The sequence below is a fragment of the Streptomyces sp. NPDC026538 genome (assembly GCF_055567535.1).
This window is the reverse complement of the sequence record NZ_JBVHQG010000013.1, coordinates 111,214-126,330: the sequence shown is the minus strand read 5'-3', so window position 1 is coordinate 126,330 and position 15,117 is coordinate 111,214. Positions and strand designations below refer to the sequence as shown.

13 protein-coding genes are annotated in these 15,117 nt (G+C 71.4%); 10 read left to right on the top strand and 3 right to left on the bottom strand.

What is annotated here, in order from left to right; genetic code table 11:
- Together ACZ4N4_RS38890 and ACZ4N4_RS38885 are read left to right on the top strand one after the other, a co-directional pair.
- Nucleotides 1-2,166 carry an NHLP family bacteriocin export ABC transporter peptidase/permease/ATPase subunit gene (locus tag ACZ4N4_RS38890; RefSeq protein ID WP_453567421.1) on the top strand — a complete coding sequence of 722 codons (2,166 nt, stop codon included), beginning with the start codon at nucleotides 1-3 and terminating at the stop codon, nucleotides 2,164-2,166.
- A gap of 1 nt (nucleotide 2,167) precedes the next feature.
- Complete coding sequence (locus tag ACZ4N4_RS38885; RefSeq protein WP_467597872.1) at nucleotides 2,168-4,984, top strand: NHLP bacteriocin export ABC transporter permease/ATPase subunit; 2,817 nt, start codon at nucleotides 2,168-2,170, stop codon at nucleotides 4,982-4,984.
- Between the two features lie 4 nt (nucleotides 4,985-4,988).
- Here the strand turns inward: ACZ4N4_RS38885 and ACZ4N4_RS38880 are convergent, their stop codons facing one another.
- Nucleotides 4,989-5,519: an SRPBCC family protein gene (locus ACZ4N4_RS38880; protein WP_453566965.1), complete on the bottom strand. Its 531-nt coding sequence runs from the start codon at nucleotides 5,517-5,519 to the stop codon at nucleotides 4,989-4,991.
- Between the two features lie 154 nt (nucleotides 5,520-5,673).
- Here ACZ4N4_RS38880 and ACZ4N4_RS38875 point away from each other — a divergent pair, with 154 nt between their 5' ends.
- Nucleotides 5,674-6,432: an IclR family transcriptional regulator gene (locus ACZ4N4_RS38875; protein WP_467597869.1), complete on the top strand. Its 759-nt coding sequence runs from the start codon at nucleotides 5,674-5,676 to the stop codon at nucleotides 6,430-6,432.
- Between the two features lie 92 nt (nucleotides 6,433-6,524).
- Nucleotides 6,525-7,706 (top strand): PP2C family protein-serine/threonine phosphatase, encoded by a 1,182-nt coding sequence (locus ACZ4N4_RS38870; protein ID WP_453566968.1) that lies wholly within the window; start codon nucleotides 6,525-6,527, stop codon nucleotides 7,704-7,706.
- Here ACZ4N4_RS38870 and ACZ4N4_RS38865 read toward each other — a convergent pair.
- Nucleotides 7,703-8,137 (bottom strand): ATP-binding protein, encoded by a 435-nt coding sequence (locus ACZ4N4_RS38865; protein ID WP_467597866.1) that lies wholly within the window; start codon nucleotides 8,135-8,137, stop codon nucleotides 7,703-7,705. The two genes, ACZ4N4_RS38870 and ACZ4N4_RS38865, sit on opposite strands and share 4 nt — an antisense overlap.
- Nucleotides 8,138-8,329: 192 nt before the next feature.
- Here ACZ4N4_RS38865 and ACZ4N4_RS38860 point away from each other — a divergent pair, with 192 nt between their 5' ends.
- The 5 genes from ACZ4N4_RS38860 (at nucleotide 8,330) to ACZ4N4_RS38840 (ending at nucleotide 13,430) form a co-directional block, all read left to right on the top strand.
- Complete coding sequence (locus tag ACZ4N4_RS38860) at nucleotides 8,330-9,097, top strand: IclR family transcriptional regulator (protein WP_467597863.1); 768 nt, start codon at nucleotides 8,330-8,332, stop codon at nucleotides 9,095-9,097.
- Nucleotides 9,098-9,142: 45 nt separating this feature from the next.
- Nucleotides 9,143-10,672, top strand: a complete 1,530-nt coding sequence (gene glpK, locus ACZ4N4_RS38855; RefSeq protein ID WP_467597860.1) for a glycerol kinase GlpK — start codon at nucleotides 9,143-9,145, stop codon at nucleotides 10,670-10,672.
- Entirely contained in the window at nucleotides 10,669-11,022 is a 354-nt protein-coding gene (locus ACZ4N4_RS38850) for a hypothetical protein (protein ID WP_467597857.1), read from the top strand. Before glpK ends, ACZ4N4_RS38850 begins: the two co-directional genes overlap by 4 nt.
- A 306-nt stretch (nucleotides 11,023-11,328) precedes the next feature.
- On the top strand, nucleotides 11,329-12,834 hold the full coding sequence (locus ACZ4N4_RS38845) for an MFS transporter (protein WP_467597854.1): 1,506 nt from the start codon (nucleotides 11,329-11,331) through the stop codon (nucleotides 12,832-12,834).
- A gap of 212 nt (nucleotides 12,835-13,046) precedes the next feature.
- Entirely contained in the window at nucleotides 13,047-13,430 is a 384-nt protein-coding gene (locus ACZ4N4_RS38840) for an STAS domain-containing protein (protein ID WP_467597851.1), read from the top strand.
- A 133-nt stretch (nucleotides 13,431-13,563) separates the two neighbouring features.
- Here ACZ4N4_RS38840 and ACZ4N4_RS38835 read toward each other — a convergent pair whose 3' ends face one another.
- Nucleotides 13,564-13,986 carry a subtilase-type protease inhibitor gene (locus tag ACZ4N4_RS38835; RefSeq protein ID WP_450756688.1) on the bottom strand — a complete coding sequence of 141 codons (423 nt, stop codon included), beginning with the start codon at nucleotides 13,984-13,986 and terminating at the stop codon, nucleotides 13,564-13,566.
- Between the two features lie 323 nt (nucleotides 13,987-14,309).
- On the opposite strand from ACZ4N4_RS38835, the gene ACZ4N4_RS38830 reads away from it, so the two are divergent.
- Nucleotides 14,310-14,840: a hypothetical protein gene (locus ACZ4N4_RS38830; RefSeq protein WP_467597849.1), complete on the top strand. Its 531-nt coding sequence runs from the start codon at nucleotides 14,310-14,312 to the stop codon at nucleotides 14,838-14,840.
- Nucleotides 14,841-15,117: the final 277 nt, after the last annotated feature.

The following is a 15,117-nucleotide window of genomic DNA, read 5'->3' as shown; positions in this document are numbered from 1 at the left end:
GTGCCCAAGGGCCGCGGCCGCACGGTCCGCACCCCCAGCGTGCTGCAGATGGAGGCCGTCGAGTGCGGCGCCGCCTCTCTCGCCATGGTCCTCGGCCACTACGGCCGCCATGTCCCGCTGGAGGAGCTGCGGATCGCCTGCGGTGTCTCCCGCGACGGCTCGCGCGCCAGCAACCTGCTGAAAGCGGCGCGCAGTTACGGCCTCACCGCCAAGGGCATGCAGATGGACCTGGCCGCCCTCGCCGACGTTCAGGCCCCGGCGATCCTGTTCTGGGAGTTCAACCACTACGTCGTCTACGACGGCATGGGCCGCCGCTTCGGCCGCCGCGGCGTCTTCGTCAACGACCCCGCCAAGGGCCGCCGGTTCGTGCCCATGGAGGAGTTCGACGGCAGCTTCACCGGCGTCGTACTGGTCCTGGAGCCGGGCGACGGCTTCGAACGGGGCGGCCGCAAGCCCGGTGTCCTCGGCGCGATGCCGGCCCGGCTGCGCGGCACCGCGGGCACCATGCCGGCGGCGGTGCTGGCCAGCCTGCTGCTGGTGGTCGTGGGCGCGGCGGTGCCCGCGCTCAGCCGCCAGTACATCGACATGTTCCTCATCGGCGGTCAGACCTCGCTGCTCGGCGTGCTGTTCGCCGCGATGGGCACCTGTGTCCTGCTCACCCTGGCCCTGACCTGGCTGCAACAGGCGAACCTGCTGCACGGCCGGATCGTCTCCTCCACCCTGTCCAGCGCCCGCTTCCTGCGCCATCTGCTGCGGCTGCCGGTGACCTTCTTCTCCCAGCGCAGCCCGGCCGACCTGGTCCAGCGCCTGCAGTCCAACGACCAGGTCGCCGAGACCCTGGCCCGTGACCTCGCGGCGGCCGGCGTGGACGCGGTGGTCGTCATCCTCTACGCGGTGCTCCTCTACACCTACGACGCCCAGCTCACCTACCTCGGCATCGGCGTGGCCCTGCTGAACATCGTGGCGATGCGGTTCGTCGTACGGCTGCGCGCGACCCGGACCGCCAAGCTGCGCGCGGACACCGCCCGGCTCACCAACACCTCCTACACCGGCCTCCAGCTGATCGAGACGATGAAGGCGACCGGCGGCGAGGACGGCTACTTCCGCAAGTGGGCCGGGCAGCACGCGAGCACGCTGGAGGAACAGCAGCGGCTGGGGGTGCCCAGCGCCTGGCTCGGGGTGGTGGCCCCGACGCTCGCCACCCTCAACAGCGCGCTGATCCTGTGGATCGGCGGGATGCGCGCGGTCGAGGGCGGTATCTCGGTCGGCCTCCTGGTCGCCTTCCAGTCCCTGGTCACCCGCTTCACCGCACCGCTCACCCGGCTGAACGGCGTCGCGGGCCGGATCCAGGACTTCGCGGCGGACGTGGCCCGTCTGAAGGACGTGGAGAGCTTCCAGGCCGACCCGATCTACGCCCGTCCCGGCGCCGGCGACTCCACCCGTCGGCTGCAAGGCCATGTCGAGCTGGAGAACATCACCTTCGGCTACAGCCCGCTCGACAAGCCGCTGCTCACCGGCTTCGACCTGACCGTCGGGCCGGGCCGCCAGGTGGCCCTGGTGGGCGGCTCGGGCAGCGGCAAGTCGACGGTCTCCCGGCTGATCTCGGGCCTGTACGCCCCCTGGGAGGGCGTGATCCGCATCGACGGGCAGCGCCTGGAGGACATTCCGCGCGGCGCGCTCGCCGCCTCCGTCTCCTTCGTCGACCAGGACGTCTTCCTCTTCGAGGGCTCGGTACGCGACAACGTGGCGCTGTGGGACCCGTCGATCCCGGACGAGGCGGTGGTGGAGGCGCTGCGGGACGCGGCGCTGTACGACGTGGTGACGCGCCGGCCCGGCGGCATCCACAGCAGGGTCGAGCAGGACGGCCGTAACTTCTCCGGCGGCCAGCGCCAACGCCTGGAGATCGCGCGGGCGTTGGTGCGCAGGCCCAGCATCCTCGTGCTCGACGAGGTGACCAGCGCGCTGGACGCGGAGACCGAGCTGACCGTCATGGACAACCTGCGCCGGCGCGGCTGCGCCTGTGTGGTGATCGCGCACCGGCTGAGCACGGTCCGCGACAGCGACGAGATCGTCGTGCTCCAGCACGGCACGATCGTGGAGCGCGGGCGGCACGACGCGTTGGTGGCACACGGCGGGGCGTACGCCGCGCTGGTCAGGGAGCGATGAGATGACGACCGCAGACGACGGCGACCTCGTTCTCGGCGCGCTCGGCTCACTGGGCGCCCGGATCGACTGCACCGGTTTCAACCGGCTGGACCTCGAAGGGCCGCAGGTGCTGTGGCTGGTGGTGTCCGGCGCCCTGGACCTGTTCGCGGTGGACGCCGAACAGCAGGGTCAGTGGCACCACCTGGGCCGGCTGGAGGCGGGCGCTCTGCTGCTCGGTCCGGTCGCCGGACCCCAGCACACCCTGGTGGCCCGCCCGTTGCGGGACTGCGTGGTCCACCGCATCGGCCTGCGCGAGCTGTACCAGCCCGCCGCCACCCAGACCTGGTCCTACGACGAGTACGGCAACCCCCAGTACGTGCCGCCGACCACCAGCCCCCTGGAGTACGCACTGGCACTGGGCGTCGGCCGCGGCCTGTCGATCCTCTTCCAGGCCCCGATGGCCGCCGGCGAGCGCGCCGCGGCCCCCACCGACGACGACGTCTTCTGGATGCAGGTGCCGCCGGGCAGTGCGCAGTACGGCTCGCTGTACGGCGCGGAGGCGGCCGCCGACCTGCTGATGGACCCCGCCCTGTGGCAGAGCATGGTCGACCAGCAGTACCGGCTGCTCACCACGCTGGACCGATGGATCGAGCAGCTGGAGCGCACCCACGAGACCCGCACCGCGGCCGGTATCAAGGCCGGTGAGGCGGTCCGCGCCCAGGCCGACCGGACGCTGCTGGCCTCCATCGGCAAGGCGGCCAAGCGTACGACCGCCGCCGATGCCGACGCTTCCTACGCGGCCTGCAAGCTCGTCGCCCAGGCGGCCGGCATCACCCTCGCCGAGCCCGCGCAGAGCGGCACCGAGAGCGACCGTGTCGATCCGGTCGAACGGGTGGCCCTGGCGTCCCGGGTGCGTATCCGGGCGGTACGCCTGGACGGCCGCTGGTGGCGGGAGAACGTGGGCCCGCTCGTCGGTCATCGTGCCCTGTCCGGGGCCCCGGTCGCGTTGCTGTGGCGGCGCGGCGGCTATGTCGCCGTGCATCCGGCGACCGGCCGGGAGACGCCGATCGAGAAGGCGAACGCGGCGGAGTTCGAGCCGCGCGCGGTGATGTTCTACCGCCCGCTGCCCGACAAGGCGCTCACCCCGCTCGGCCTGCTCCGGTTCAGCCTGCGCGGCACCCGCGGCGACCTCGGCGGTCTGCTCCTGGCCGGGCTGGTGACCGTCGCGATCGGCTCACTGGTGCCGATCGCGACCGGCAAGGTGCTGGGCGAGTACGTACCGAAGGCCCAGACGAACCTGATCGTGCAGGTCTGTCTGGCGGTGATGATCAGCGCGGTGGTGTCGGCCGCGTTCACGCTTCTGGAGAACCTCACCATCCTCCGTCTGGAGGGCCGGATCGAGGCCACCCTCCAGCCGGCCGTGTGGGACCGGCTGCTGCGGCTGCCCACGAAGTTCTTCACCCAGCGCTCGACCGGTGAGCTGGCCAGCGCGGCGATGGGCATCAGCGCCATCCGCCGGCTGCTGGCGGGCGTCGGCCCGGTGGTCGCCCAGTCGGTGACGGTCGGTGCGATGAACCTGGGCCTGCTGTTCTGGTTCAGCGTCCCGATGGCGCTGGCGGCGCTCGGCATGCTCGTCGTCATCGGCGCGCTGTTCCTGGGGCTCGGGCTGTGGCAGGTGCGCTGGCAGCGCAAGCTCGTGGTGCTCGGCAACAAGCTGAACAACCAGGCCTTCCAGACCCTGCGGGGCCTGCCCAAGCTGCGGGTGGCAGCGGCCGAGAACTACGCGTACGCGGCCTGGGCGGGCGAGTTCGCGCGCAGTCGTGAGCTCCAGCAGAAGGTGGGAAGGATCAAGAACCTCACCAGCGTGCTGGGGTCGGTCTACCTCCCGGTCTGCACCCTGCTGATGTTCATGCTGCTCGCGGGCCCGGCGAAGGGCGCCATGGACGCGGCGGCCTTCCTCACCTTCAACACGTCGGTGACGATGCTGCTCACCTCGGTCACCCAGCTGACCGGTTCCTTCGTGTCGGCGGTGGCCGCGCTGCCGCTGTTCGAGGAGATCAAGCCGGTCCTGGAGGCCGCCCCCGAGGTGCGCACCGCCAGCACCCGCCCCGGCCCGCTGTCCGGCGGCATCGAGGCCCGCCGGCTCTCCTTCCGGTACTCCGACGACGGTCCGCTCGTCCTCGACGACGTCTCCTTCGAGGTGCGGCCGGGCGAGTTCGTGGCGGTCGTCGGCCCCAGCGGCTGCGGCAAGTCGACGCTGCTGCGGCTGCTGATCGGCTTCGACAAGCCGGTCTCGGGGAGCGTGCTGTACGACGGTCAGGACCTGGGCGCGCTCGACCAGTCCGCGGTGCGCCGGCAGTGCGGGGTGGTGCTCCAGCACGCCCAGCCGTTCACCGGTTCGATCCTGGACGTCATCTGCGGCACCGAGCCGTACACGCCCGAGGAGGCGATGGCGGCGGCCGAGATGGCGGGCCTCGCCGAGGACATCAAGCGGATGCCGATGGGGCTGCACACGATCGTCGCCGGCAGCGGGGCGATCTCGGGCGGCCAGCGGCAGCGGCTGATGATCGCCCAGGCGCTGATCCGGCGGCCCCGCATCCTCTTCTTCGACGAGGCCACCAGCGCCCTGGACAACGACACCCAGCGCACGGTCATCGAGAGCACCCGCAAGCTGAACGCCACCCGGATCGTGATCGCCCACCGGTTGTCGACGGTCATGGACGCCGACCGGGTGGTCGTGATGGAGGACGGCAAGGTCGCCCAGCAGGGCCCGCCGGCCCAGTTGCTCGCCGACACCGGCGGGCGGCTGCACGAGCTGGTGCGGCGGCAGCTGGCGTGACGGGTCAGGCGTCGAGGCCGGGGATGGGGGCGCCGGAGGGGATCCCGGCGTCCAGATACGCGTCGTAGAACTCCCGCCAGTCGGCGGCGTCCTCGGAGTGCGGACCCGCGTGTCCCTCGCCGCGGGCCAGAGCGTCCAGGGCGAGCAGGCACACCTCCCAGCCGGCGCCGTTGCGGGCGGCCGCGTTCTCCTCGGCCAGCACCTGGGTCAGGGTGAAGCGGGTGCGCTTCTCGTCCAGCGCCTCCAGGTCGAAGCGCAGCTCGTCGCCGCCCCAGGTGAAGGACAGGTGCCGCGGTTGGTCGGCGGCGAGCACCGTGCCCGTGGCGTTCGCCTGGCGGGGGTCGCCGCTGAACCGGACGGTGCCGCCGTCGCGCGGCTCGATGTCGAGGCGGGACGGGAACCAGTGAGCGGACTCGTCCGGGTCGGTGACGAACCACCAGACGCGCTCGGCGGGGTGGTCGTAGGTACGGGTGAATCGGACGGCCGGCCGGCCGTCGTCGAGGGTGACATAGGTGCCGGTGAGTTCGGCGGCCATGGGGATCAGTCCTTCGAGGAGTGGGCGCTCGCTACCGTATTCCCGCTCTGACCTGCGGGTAACAGCCCCAGTCCGGACCGCGTGCGGGGCCTCGCCGCCGCCTCGTGGGGATCCCCGCCTTGCCCGTGCCGCGTGACCGGCGCAGTCTGGTCCCATGGGCGCTCAGGACGGCCCCACTCTCATCGCGTCCGTGCAGCGGGCCCTGCGCCTGCTGGAGGCGGTGAGTGCGCACGAGAACGGCGCGCCGGCGAAACAGCTGGCACGCGAGACGGAGCTGCCCCTGGCCACCGCCTACCACCTGCTGCGCACGCTGGTGCACGACGGGTACGTGCGGAAACTCGATGACGGCGGCTTCATCCTGGGCGACAAGGTGGAGTCCCTGTATTCGGCGGGCCACGTGCAGACGCAGCTGAGCCGTGTCCGTCCGGCGCTCGCCGCCCTGCGGGACGAGCTGTCCGCTGCCGCCTATCTCACCTTCTACGAGGACGGTGAGATCCGGGTCGCCGAGATCGTGGACGGCCCCCGTACTCCGCGGGTGGATCTGTGGGTGGGGTTCGAGGACGCCGGACATGCCACCGCGCTGGGCAAGTCCGTGCTGCGCGAGCTGGGCGCGGATGCCCGCCGGGACTATCTGGCCCGGCACCATCTCCCCGATCTGACACCGCGCACGATCACCAGTGTTCCGGAGCTGCTCCGCCGGATCGAGTCGTCCCCCTCGGCGCCGGCCGTCACAGACCTCGAGGAGTACGCGCTCGGTACGGTGTGCGTCGCCGTGCCCGTGTACTGCGGGGACATACTGGGCTCGCTCGGCGTCTCTCTGCCGGTGGAGCGCCAGGCCCAGCTGCGGGAGATTCCGGCGCGCCTGCTCCCGATCGCGAGCCGTGTGACCAGAAGTCTCTCGCTCACTATCTGAAATTCCGCTCCTTGTGGCTGCCACGCCCAACCCGTTTGCTTGATGAAACGGACATTCCGGATGTAACTGAGGCGAGGACTGCGGACGGAAACATGAGCCAGGCCCCCCATCACGACGGCGAACACACGTCGAGGCGCCTGTTCGGGAACCGTGTGCCCGGTGCCCGGCGACCGGGGCGCCGATGTGCCACCGGGCAGCCGGTCCCGGGACTGTCCCTGCTGCCGGTTCTGGTCGTCGCCGTCATCGTGCTCGTCGACAACACCGGAGGGGCGGGGATGATCTGGCTGCCCCTGCTGGCGGCGGGACCTGCGCTGGCCGCCGCCACCAACGGGCCGAGCGGGGTGCTCGGCGTCGGATTTCTCGCCGTGGTACTGGGCTCGACGCTGGGCATGGAGCAGGACGTTCCGGCTGGGGAGGCGGCAGCCGTACTGTCCGCCCTGCTGGCCGTCACCGCGGCGAGCGCCCTGGCCAGCGGGCTGCGTCGCCGTCGGGAGCGCGTGCTCGCCGCCGTACGCTCGGTCGCCGAAGCCGCCCAGCACGCACTGCTCCAGCCCGTCCCGGAGACCGTCGGTCCGTTCCGGGTGGCCGTCCGGTACAGCGCCGCCGCCGCGGAGGCCCGGATCGGCGGGGACCTCTACGCCCTGGTGTCCACCCCGCACGGCATCAGGCTGATCGTCGGCGACGTGCGCGGCAAGGGGCTGCCCGCGGTGGGGACCGCCGCACTCGTGCTCGGGGTGTTCCGCGAGGCCGCATACGACGAGCCCGACCTGCTGGCCGTCGTCGGCAGGATCGAGCGCAGCCTGGCCCGCAATCTCGGCCCGGACGACTTCGTCACCGCCGTGGTCGCCGGATGCCCCCGGTCGGGCCATCTGGAGGTCGTCAACTGCGGACACGCTCCCCCGCTGCTGATATCCGCCGCCGGAGACGTCACGGCGGTGGAACCCGCTCATCCCGCGCCCCCGCTCGGGCTGCGCGACCTTTCGGGTGAGGCGCCCCGCCTCCAGCACCTGTCCTTCACGGTGGGAGACCAGCTGCTGCTCTACACCGACGGGGTCACCGAGGCCCGCGATCACGCTCGCGCGTTCTATCCACTGGCCGAGGGCGTGGCGCGCCATGCGTCGGAGGACCCGGCGCACATGCTCACCGCGCTCCACAACGAGCTGCTGACCCACGTGGGCGGCCGGCTGCACGACGATGCCGCCCTGCTTCTGCTCCGCAAGCAGACCGCGGACGGCCAGATATCCGTGCCGGCCCCGGTGGAGGCCGCGCTCTAGAGGCCCTGCCCGGGGGCGATGTCGGCCCACCGGGTGATCCCGCCGGGGTGGACATGTATCCCGTGACGGGCCGCCAGGGCGTGGACGATCGTCTCGCCCCGGCCGTGCTCGTCCGGATCGATCCCGGCAGGGCACCACCCCGAGGGGAGCGCGGGCCCCGCGTCGGACACCTCGATACGCAGGGCGCGCTCACCGTCACCGGGTACCCGGGACAGCCGCAGCATGGCCGGGGGGCACGCGTGGATGATCGCGTTGGTCACCAGTTCGGACACCACCAGCAACGCGTCCTCGACGATCTCGGCGGACACGTTCCAGTCGGCGAGTACGGCCGCCGCGCGTCGGCGCACGGTCGAGACGGCCCCGGCGACGGGCGGTACCGGACACACGTGTTCGTATACCGGCCGATGGGGCGCCTTGAGTTGTACCGCCATGGTCTCTCCCGGTGGTCTGTCTGCCGGTACGGCGTCATATTCACGCATTCCGGCCTCATTGCAAGCTAAGGACTCAAACCAGGGCGGTCAATGAACGGCGGTCGCCATTACCGAACGCGGATCTTCCCGATGCCTCGGCGGCGGCCTCCCGCACGTGAAGCGAAGCGTCCGTGACGGTAATAGGCTCGCTTCATGGCCGGCCCAGTCCAGTCGATCGAACGGGCGGCGGCGATCCTGCGCCTGCTCGCCGGTGGGCCCCGCCGACTGGGGCTCGGCGAGGTGGCGGCCTCGCTCGGGCTGGCCAAGGGCACAGCCCACGGCATCCTCCGCACGCTCCAGCACGTCGACTTCGTCGAGCAGGACGCGGCGACCGGGAAATACCAGCTCGGAGCCGCCCTGCTGCACCTCGGCACCAGCTATCTGGACGTCAACGAGCTGCGCTCCCGCTCCCTGAACTGGGCGGATGCCCTCGCCGCCCGCAGCGGGGAGTCGGTTCGCCTGGGGACGCCCCTGGAAGGCAGCGTGCTCGTCGTTCACCACGTGTTCCGGCCGGACGACACCTTCCAGACCCTGGACGTGGGCTCGCTGCTGCCCCTGCACGCCTCCTCGCTCGGCAAGGTGCTGCTGGCCTACGGGACGGCGACGATCGACCCCGACCGGCATCCGGGCCTGGATACCTACACCCGGCACACCCTGGCCGATCGCGAGCAGCTCGCCCGCGCTCTCGCCGAGGCCCGGGAACTCGGTTGGGCCGCCGAGATCCAGGAGATGACCATGGGCGAGGCCGGGCTCGCCGCGCCGATCCGGGGGCACGGCGGCCTCGTCGTCGGCGCCATCGGGCTGTCCGGGCCGGTCGAACGGATCTGCGACAGCCAGGGCCGGCCCCGGCAGAGCCTGATCACCCTGACCCGTGATGCCGCGCGGGCGATCTCCAAAGATCTGGGAGCCGCCCGCTGGTAGGCCTGGCCGGCCGCCCCATCGCCCCGTCGGAAGGCAGACCCGATCATGGCCGAACGGTATGTAATGTCCATCGATCAGGGCACCAACTCGACCCGATGCATCCTGTTCGACCACCGCGGCCGACTGGTCTCGGTCGCGCAGAAGGAGCATCAGCAGCATTTCCCGAGGCCCGGCTGGGTCGAGCACGACGCCGTCGAGATCTGGCAGAACCTGCGGCGCATCGGACCCGAGGCGCTGGGCGGCGCCTGTGTCGACACGGAACAGATCGCCGCCATCGGCCTGGCCAACCAGCGGGAGACGACCGTGCTCTGGGACCGGCGGACCGGGGCCCCGCTCGGCCGGGCGATCGTCTGGCAGGACACCCGCACGGCGTCACTGGTCGAGGAGCTGAGACAGCGCCCCGGCGAGGAGTTCTTCCTGGAGCGGTGCGGTCTGCCGCCGTCGACCTACTTCTCCGCGCTGCGCATCCGCTGGCTGTTCGACCATGTCAAGGGTCTCGAGCAGCGCGCCGCGAACGGCGAGGTGCTGTGCGGAACGATGGAGAGCTGGCTGATCTGGAACCTCACCGGAGGGGCCGACGGCGGCCTGCACATCACCGACGTCACCAATGCCAGCCGCACGATGCTGATGAACATCCGCACGCTCACCTGGGACGACGAGTTGCTGGCCTTCTTCGGGGTGCCCCGCTCGATGCTGCCTGAGATCAGGTCTTCCGCCGAGACCTACGGCGAAGCCCGCTCGCTCTTCCCGGGTGTCGCCATCACGGCCACGCTCGGCGACCAGCAGGCCGCGCTCTTCGGCCAGACCTGCTTCTCCCCGGGCGAGGCGAAGTGCACGTACGGTACGGGCAGCTTCCTGCTGCTCAACACCGGCAGCGACATCGTGCGGTCCCGGCACGGACTCCTCACCACCGTCGCCTACAAGATCGACGACCAGCAGCCGGCCTACGCCCTGGAAGGGTCGATCGCGGTCACCGGAGCGCTCGTCCAGTGGTTCCGTGACCGCCTGGGTCTGATCAGCAGCGCTCCGGAGATCGAGACCCTGGCGCGGACGGTCGAGGACAACGGCGGCTGCTACATCGTCCCCGCCTTCTCAGGTCTGTTCGCACCGCACTGGCGCAGCGACGCACGCGGGGTCATCGTCGGACTCACCTCGTACATCACCAAGGGACACCTGGCGCGCGCGGTCCTGGAGGCCACCGGATGGCAGACACGTGAGGTCGTCGACGCCATGAACGCCGACTTCCCGGTCCCCCTCCGGCAGCTCAAGGTGGACGGCGGCATGACCGCGGACAACCTGCTCATGCAGTTCGTGGCGGACGTGCTCGACGTGCCTGTGGTGAGGCCCATGGTCGCCGAGACGGTCTCCCTGGGCGCGGCCTACGCCGCCGGGCTCGCCGCGGGCTACTGGCCGGACCTGGAAGTCCTGCGCCACAACTGGCACCGGGCCGCGCAGTGGCTGCCCGGCATGGACCCCGAGCGGCGGGAGGCCGAGTACGCCGACTGGCTGCGGGCCGTGGAACGGTCCCTGGGGTGGGCCCGCCCGCCGCGATCCGCCGACCCGGACCCGCCGTGACCGCCGGTCCCGGCGCTGTGGCGCTACGCGACGCGGTCGCCGTCGTCTGTCCCGCGACACGCGCATCCTGGCTGCGCCACGCCCGGACCCACCGAGTGCGTCCGCCGGGAGTGGCAGCGGCCCATGTGGCTCTGGAGTGCCGTTCGCACACCACCCTGCGCATGGGCGACCGCACCCTGGTCTTCGGCCGGGTGCCGCATGCCGCGGTGGACGAGGACTACCTCGCCGACGGCCGCCCCAGCAGTGAGTTGCTGCGTCCGCTCACCAAACTCGGCGGCGACGAAGGAGGCACCCTCGGCGAGGTCCTGCACCGGAACCGCATCCCCTCCGAGGAGCCAGGCACCGACTGACCGGGGGGACGACGAACGGAGCCGGGTGGCGCAGGGGTGCCGTCCCGGCCGGTGCTCCCGCGCGTGGCCGATCACCAGCAGCGCCGGGCCGACGCCCCCTTGCCTCGCCGGACAGCTCCACGGCGGCCGTCGCGGGCCTGCCGCGACCCATGATCGATTTGCGTCCCCAACGAAACGTTGCCGTTTCGCTGGAACTGGACTAGTCTCGATGTGTACGAAACCGTTTCGTTCGCGGCCGGGGGACGGTCGTCGCGCCTAAGCGCTTTCCCGGTAGATCCCGAACGACTTCCCTGGAGTGGTTCCCCCATGTCTGAGAAGACTCTGACCGACGACGCCCGCGTCGGTGCCCCGGCGGCACCGCCCGCCGACGCCTCCTCCAAGCGGTGGTGGATCCTCGCGGTCATCGCCGTCGCCCAGCTGATGGTGGTGCTCGACGCCACCATCGTGAACATCGCCCTGCCGTCCGCCCAGGCCGACCTCGGGTTCTCCGACGGCAACCGGCAGTGGATCGTCACCGCCTACGCCCTCAGCTTCGCCTCCCTGCTGCTGCTCGGCGGACGCATCGCCGACCTGTTCGGCCGCAAGACCGCCTTCCTCGTGGGAGTCGTCGGCTTCGCCGCCGTGTCGGCACTGGGCGGTGCCGCGAACGGCTTCGGGATGCTGGTCACCGCCCGCGCCCTGCAAGGCGCCTTCGGCGCGCTGCTCGCCCCGACCGCCCTCTCCCTGCTCAACACCACGTTCACCGACGCCCGTGAGCGGGCCCGGGCGTTCAGCGTCTACGGCGCCATCGCCGGCGCCGGCGGCGCGGTGGGCCTCCTGCTCGGCGGTGTCCTGACCGACACGTTCGACTGGCGCTCGACGCTGTACGTGAACGTCGCGATCGCCGTCGTCGCCTTCGCGGGCGGCATGGCACTGCTCCACAACCACCGCGACGCCGGGAACTCCAAGCTGGACGTGCCGGGCACGGTCCTGGTCGCCGCCGGTCTGTTCTCGCTGGTCTACGGCTTCTCCAACGCCGAGACGCATGACTGGGGTTCGCCGCTGACCTGGGGCTTCCTGCTCGCCGGCGTCATACTCCTGGCGGCCTTCGCCTGGTGGCAGACCAAGGCCAAGTACCCGCTGCTGCCGCTGGGCATCCTGCTGGAGCGCAACCGGGCCGCCTCGTTCCTCGCCGTGCTGATCTCCGCGGGCGGCATGTTCGGCGTGTTCCTCTTCCTCACCTACTACCTGCAGCTGAACCTCGGCTTCAGCCCGACGAAGACCGGTCTGGCGTTCCTGCCGATGATCGGCGCCCTGATGGTGACCGCACAGGTCGGCACCCAGGTGCTGGTGCCGCGGATCGGCCCGAAGGCGGTCGTCCCGCTGGGCTTCGCGGTCTCCGCGCTCGGCATGGCCTGGCTGACCGGGATCGGCGTCGGCTCCAGCTACGTCAGCGCGGTACTGCCGCAGCTGATCGTGACCGGCCTCGGCCTCGGCCTGGTCATGCCGGCGTCCATGCAGCTGGCCACGGGCGGGGTGACGGCCGACGAGGCGGGCGTCGCCTCCGCGACGGTCAACGCCATGCAGCAGGTGGGCGGTTCGATCGGTACGGCGCTGCTCAACACGCTCGCGGCGAGCGCGGCGACGGACTACCTGGCCGGGCGGGACGCGACGAGCAAGCTGGTACAGGCCCACGCGACGATCGAGAGCTACACGACCGCGTTCTGGTGGTCGGCCGGCATGTTCGCGGCGGGCGCGGTGATCGCCTTCCTGCTGTTCCGCAAGGGGGTACCGCAGCAGGACGCGGACGCGGCACCGGTCGTTCACATGTGACGTGAACTTCGGAGCCGCCGAAGACCGAGGGGTCGCCGTCAGCAGGGAGACGGCGGCCCTTCGCCTTTCACGAAGTGCTTCCAGTCAAGTCATTTGAGAGAAATTCACCGGGTCGAGTGAACCTGATCTTGCGCCGCCCGCATCAGGGATGGCAGGCGCCCCCGACGGGTACCAACCGGTCCCGTACGCGCCCTGTGCCAGGGGGAGCAGAGATGACGCCGGAAGCGGACGAACCCGGGCTGCCCGCCGCCAACTCCTGTGCGCGAAGCCGCCGGTGCGGGACGTATCTCGTCGTCGAGGTCTTCGGCGAGGTGGACATCGCCACCGAGGATCTGGTCGCCGAGCATCTGCTCGCGGCCACCGCCGGGGCCGAGCCGGATGTCCTCGTCGATCTGCGGCGGCTGGACTTTCTCGACTGCTCGGGCTTGCGGGTGCTGTGCCGGGCCGAGGCGCGGGCCAGGGAGCGGGGCGGGCGGCTGCGGCTGGTGTGCGAAGGGCCCCGCGTTCCGCGGCTGCTCAGGGCCGCGGGTCTGCTGGGGCGATTCCCGCCGCTCCCCGGGCTTCCCCGGGACGGGAGCGCCGGGGAGCGGCGGTGATGCCGGGGGGCGGCGGGCAGCCCCACACTGCCCGCCGACCCCCGGCGCGAGATCGCAGGTTCCCCGTTCCAGGGGCCGCACTCCCCAGTTGCGGACCTGTTCCGGCAGTCACGAGGACCGTGCGATCCCGGGCTCAGAAGGAGAAGACGCTGACGCCGTAGGCGTCCCTCATGCACTGGTTGCCGAAGGTGCGTTCGTAGGAGACGCGCTTGCCCTGCCAGACGCCCTCGACCGTCACCACGACGGGGTCGTAGAGCTTGGTACACCACACGTCGGTCCTGGGCGCCAGGGCGTCGAAGTCGCCGCCGGCGCCGCTCAGTTCGGCGCAGGCCTGGGCGGCCGCCGGGTGGGTGCCGGACGCGGCGGGGGCGCAGTTCAGGGTGACGGCGCGCTCGGGCGTGGCGGTGGCCGCGTCAGTGCCGTGGCCGGTGGTGAGCACCAGGGCCGAGGGCGCGTAGAGCGAGCTCGGGGCGGCGACGGCGGCCCCCGTCAGGGGTCCGCAGACGGCGGCGGCCGTGAGGCCGAGGGTCGCTGCCCAGCGCGCGGTGGTTCGCATTGTGTGCATCCTTCCGCTTGATTCGACGGGTGCCACCCACGACCCGGTGGGTGCCGGGGCGGCGGGCGCCACTCTGCCGAGTCCGTCGGCGAAACACACATCGAACCCACAGGTTTCAGTAACCTTGCGTATTGAATCAGTGGCGTGAAGTCACGGAGTTCAGGCGCGTCGACCGCCCAACAGAGCGGTTCTTGATCGCTCGAAACGGCCCGATGGCCGGTTCTCAGCGCCTCGTTAATCGTCCTGAAACATTCCGCTTCCGCTGTCGGCGGACTTCTCCGCAAGCCCTTGCCTTCGCGATGCAACGGAGTAATCGTCATTACATGATTACCCAAGAGCAACGAGAGAAGCTGCGCGGCTGGTTCGCCGGCCGGCTGCCCGACGATCTGTTCGAGGAACTGGTCGAGGTGACGGTGGACCGCGAGGAGATCACCGTCGTCGGGCGCATCCCCGGCCCCAAGCTGGCGGAGGGCGTCTCGGACGCCGAACGGGAGGCCGCCGTGGAGGGCCGGATCCAGGAGTTCCGGGAGCGCACCCGGGAGACCCGGATCGGGGTGGCCCAGGAAGCGGAGCACCAGTTCCGCCGCAAGGTGGCCTGGGGTGTGGAGTGCGCCGGGCAGCGGGCGCTGTTCACGCACGTGGCCGCGCCGGTGATGACCCGGCTGCGCCAGCCCGAGCGCCAGGTACTGGACACGCTGATCGCCGGGGGTGTGGCACGCAGCCGCAGCGAGGCACTGGCGTGGTGCGTGCGGCTGGTCCAGAAGCACACCGACGACTGGCTGACCGAGCTCCGCGACTCCCTGGAGCACGTCGAACGGGTCCGGGCCCAGGGGCCGGACGCCGATCAGGACTGAGACCGTCCGGCGATGGCCCAACCGTCCACCGCGGCCGCGAAAGCCGGAGGAACAGCCCGCCGGCCGTCGGCCCGACCCGGGCTCCGGCGTCGGCGGAACCCGTCGGGGACGGCGTCCGGTCCGTCGCCCACCCCGCGCCACGGAACCGTCGGCCGCCCCGCGCTCCCCCGCCGTCCCCCGTTGGAGCCCTCTCGTCCTCGCAGCACACGCGGCCCGGCCCGCCTCACCGCGCCACCGGGCGGTCGGGGCCGCGTTCCTCTCACGGATCCTGGCGCGA

What these genes read in the sequence shown, in the direction of transcription:
- ACZ4N4_RS38860 (WP_467597863.1), top strand. Translation starts at nt 8,330, where the DNA reads ATGGCCGGCCCAGTCCAGTCGATCGAACGGGCGGCGGCGATCCTGCGC.
- glpK (WP_467597860.1), top strand. Translation starts at nt 9,143, where the DNA reads ATGGCCGAACGGTATGTAATGTCCATCGATCAGGGCACCAACTCGACC.
- ACZ4N4_RS38865 (WP_467597866.1), bottom strand. Translation starts at nt 8,137, where the DNA reads ATGGCGGTACAACTCAAGGCGCCCCATCGGCCGGTATACGAACACGTG.
- ACZ4N4_RS38835 (WP_450756688.1), bottom strand. Translation starts at nt 13,986, where the DNA reads ATGCGAACCACCGCGCGCTGGGCAGCGACCCTCGGCCTCACGGCCGCC.
- ACZ4N4_RS38885 (WP_467597872.1), top strand. Translation starts at nt 2,168, where the DNA reads ATGACGACCGCAGACGACGGCGACCTCGTTCTCGGCGCGCTCGGCTCA.
- ACZ4N4_RS38845 (WP_467597854.1), top strand. Translation starts at nt 11,329, where the DNA reads ATGTCTGAGAAGACTCTGACCGACGACGCCCGCGTCGGTGCCCCGGCG.
- ACZ4N4_RS38880 (WP_453566965.1), bottom strand. Translation starts at nt 5,519, where the DNA reads ATGGCCGCCGAACTCACCGGCACCTATGTCACCCTCGACGACGGCCGG.
- ACZ4N4_RS38870 (WP_453566968.1), top strand. Translation starts at nt 6,525, where the DNA reads ATGAGCCAGGCCCCCCATCACGACGGCGAACACACGTCGAGGCGCCTG.
- ACZ4N4_RS38840 (WP_467597851.1), top strand. Translation starts at nt 13,047, where the DNA reads ATGACGCCGGAAGCGGACGAACCCGGGCTGCCCGCCGCCAACTCCTGT.
- ACZ4N4_RS38875 (WP_467597869.1), top strand. Translation starts at nt 5,674, where the DNA reads ATGGGCGCTCAGGACGGCCCCACTCTCATCGCGTCCGTGCAGCGGGCC.
- ACZ4N4_RS38830 (WP_467597849.1), top strand. Translation starts at nt 14,310, where the DNA reads ATGATTACCCAAGAGCAACGAGAGAAGCTGCGCGGCTGGTTCGCCGGC.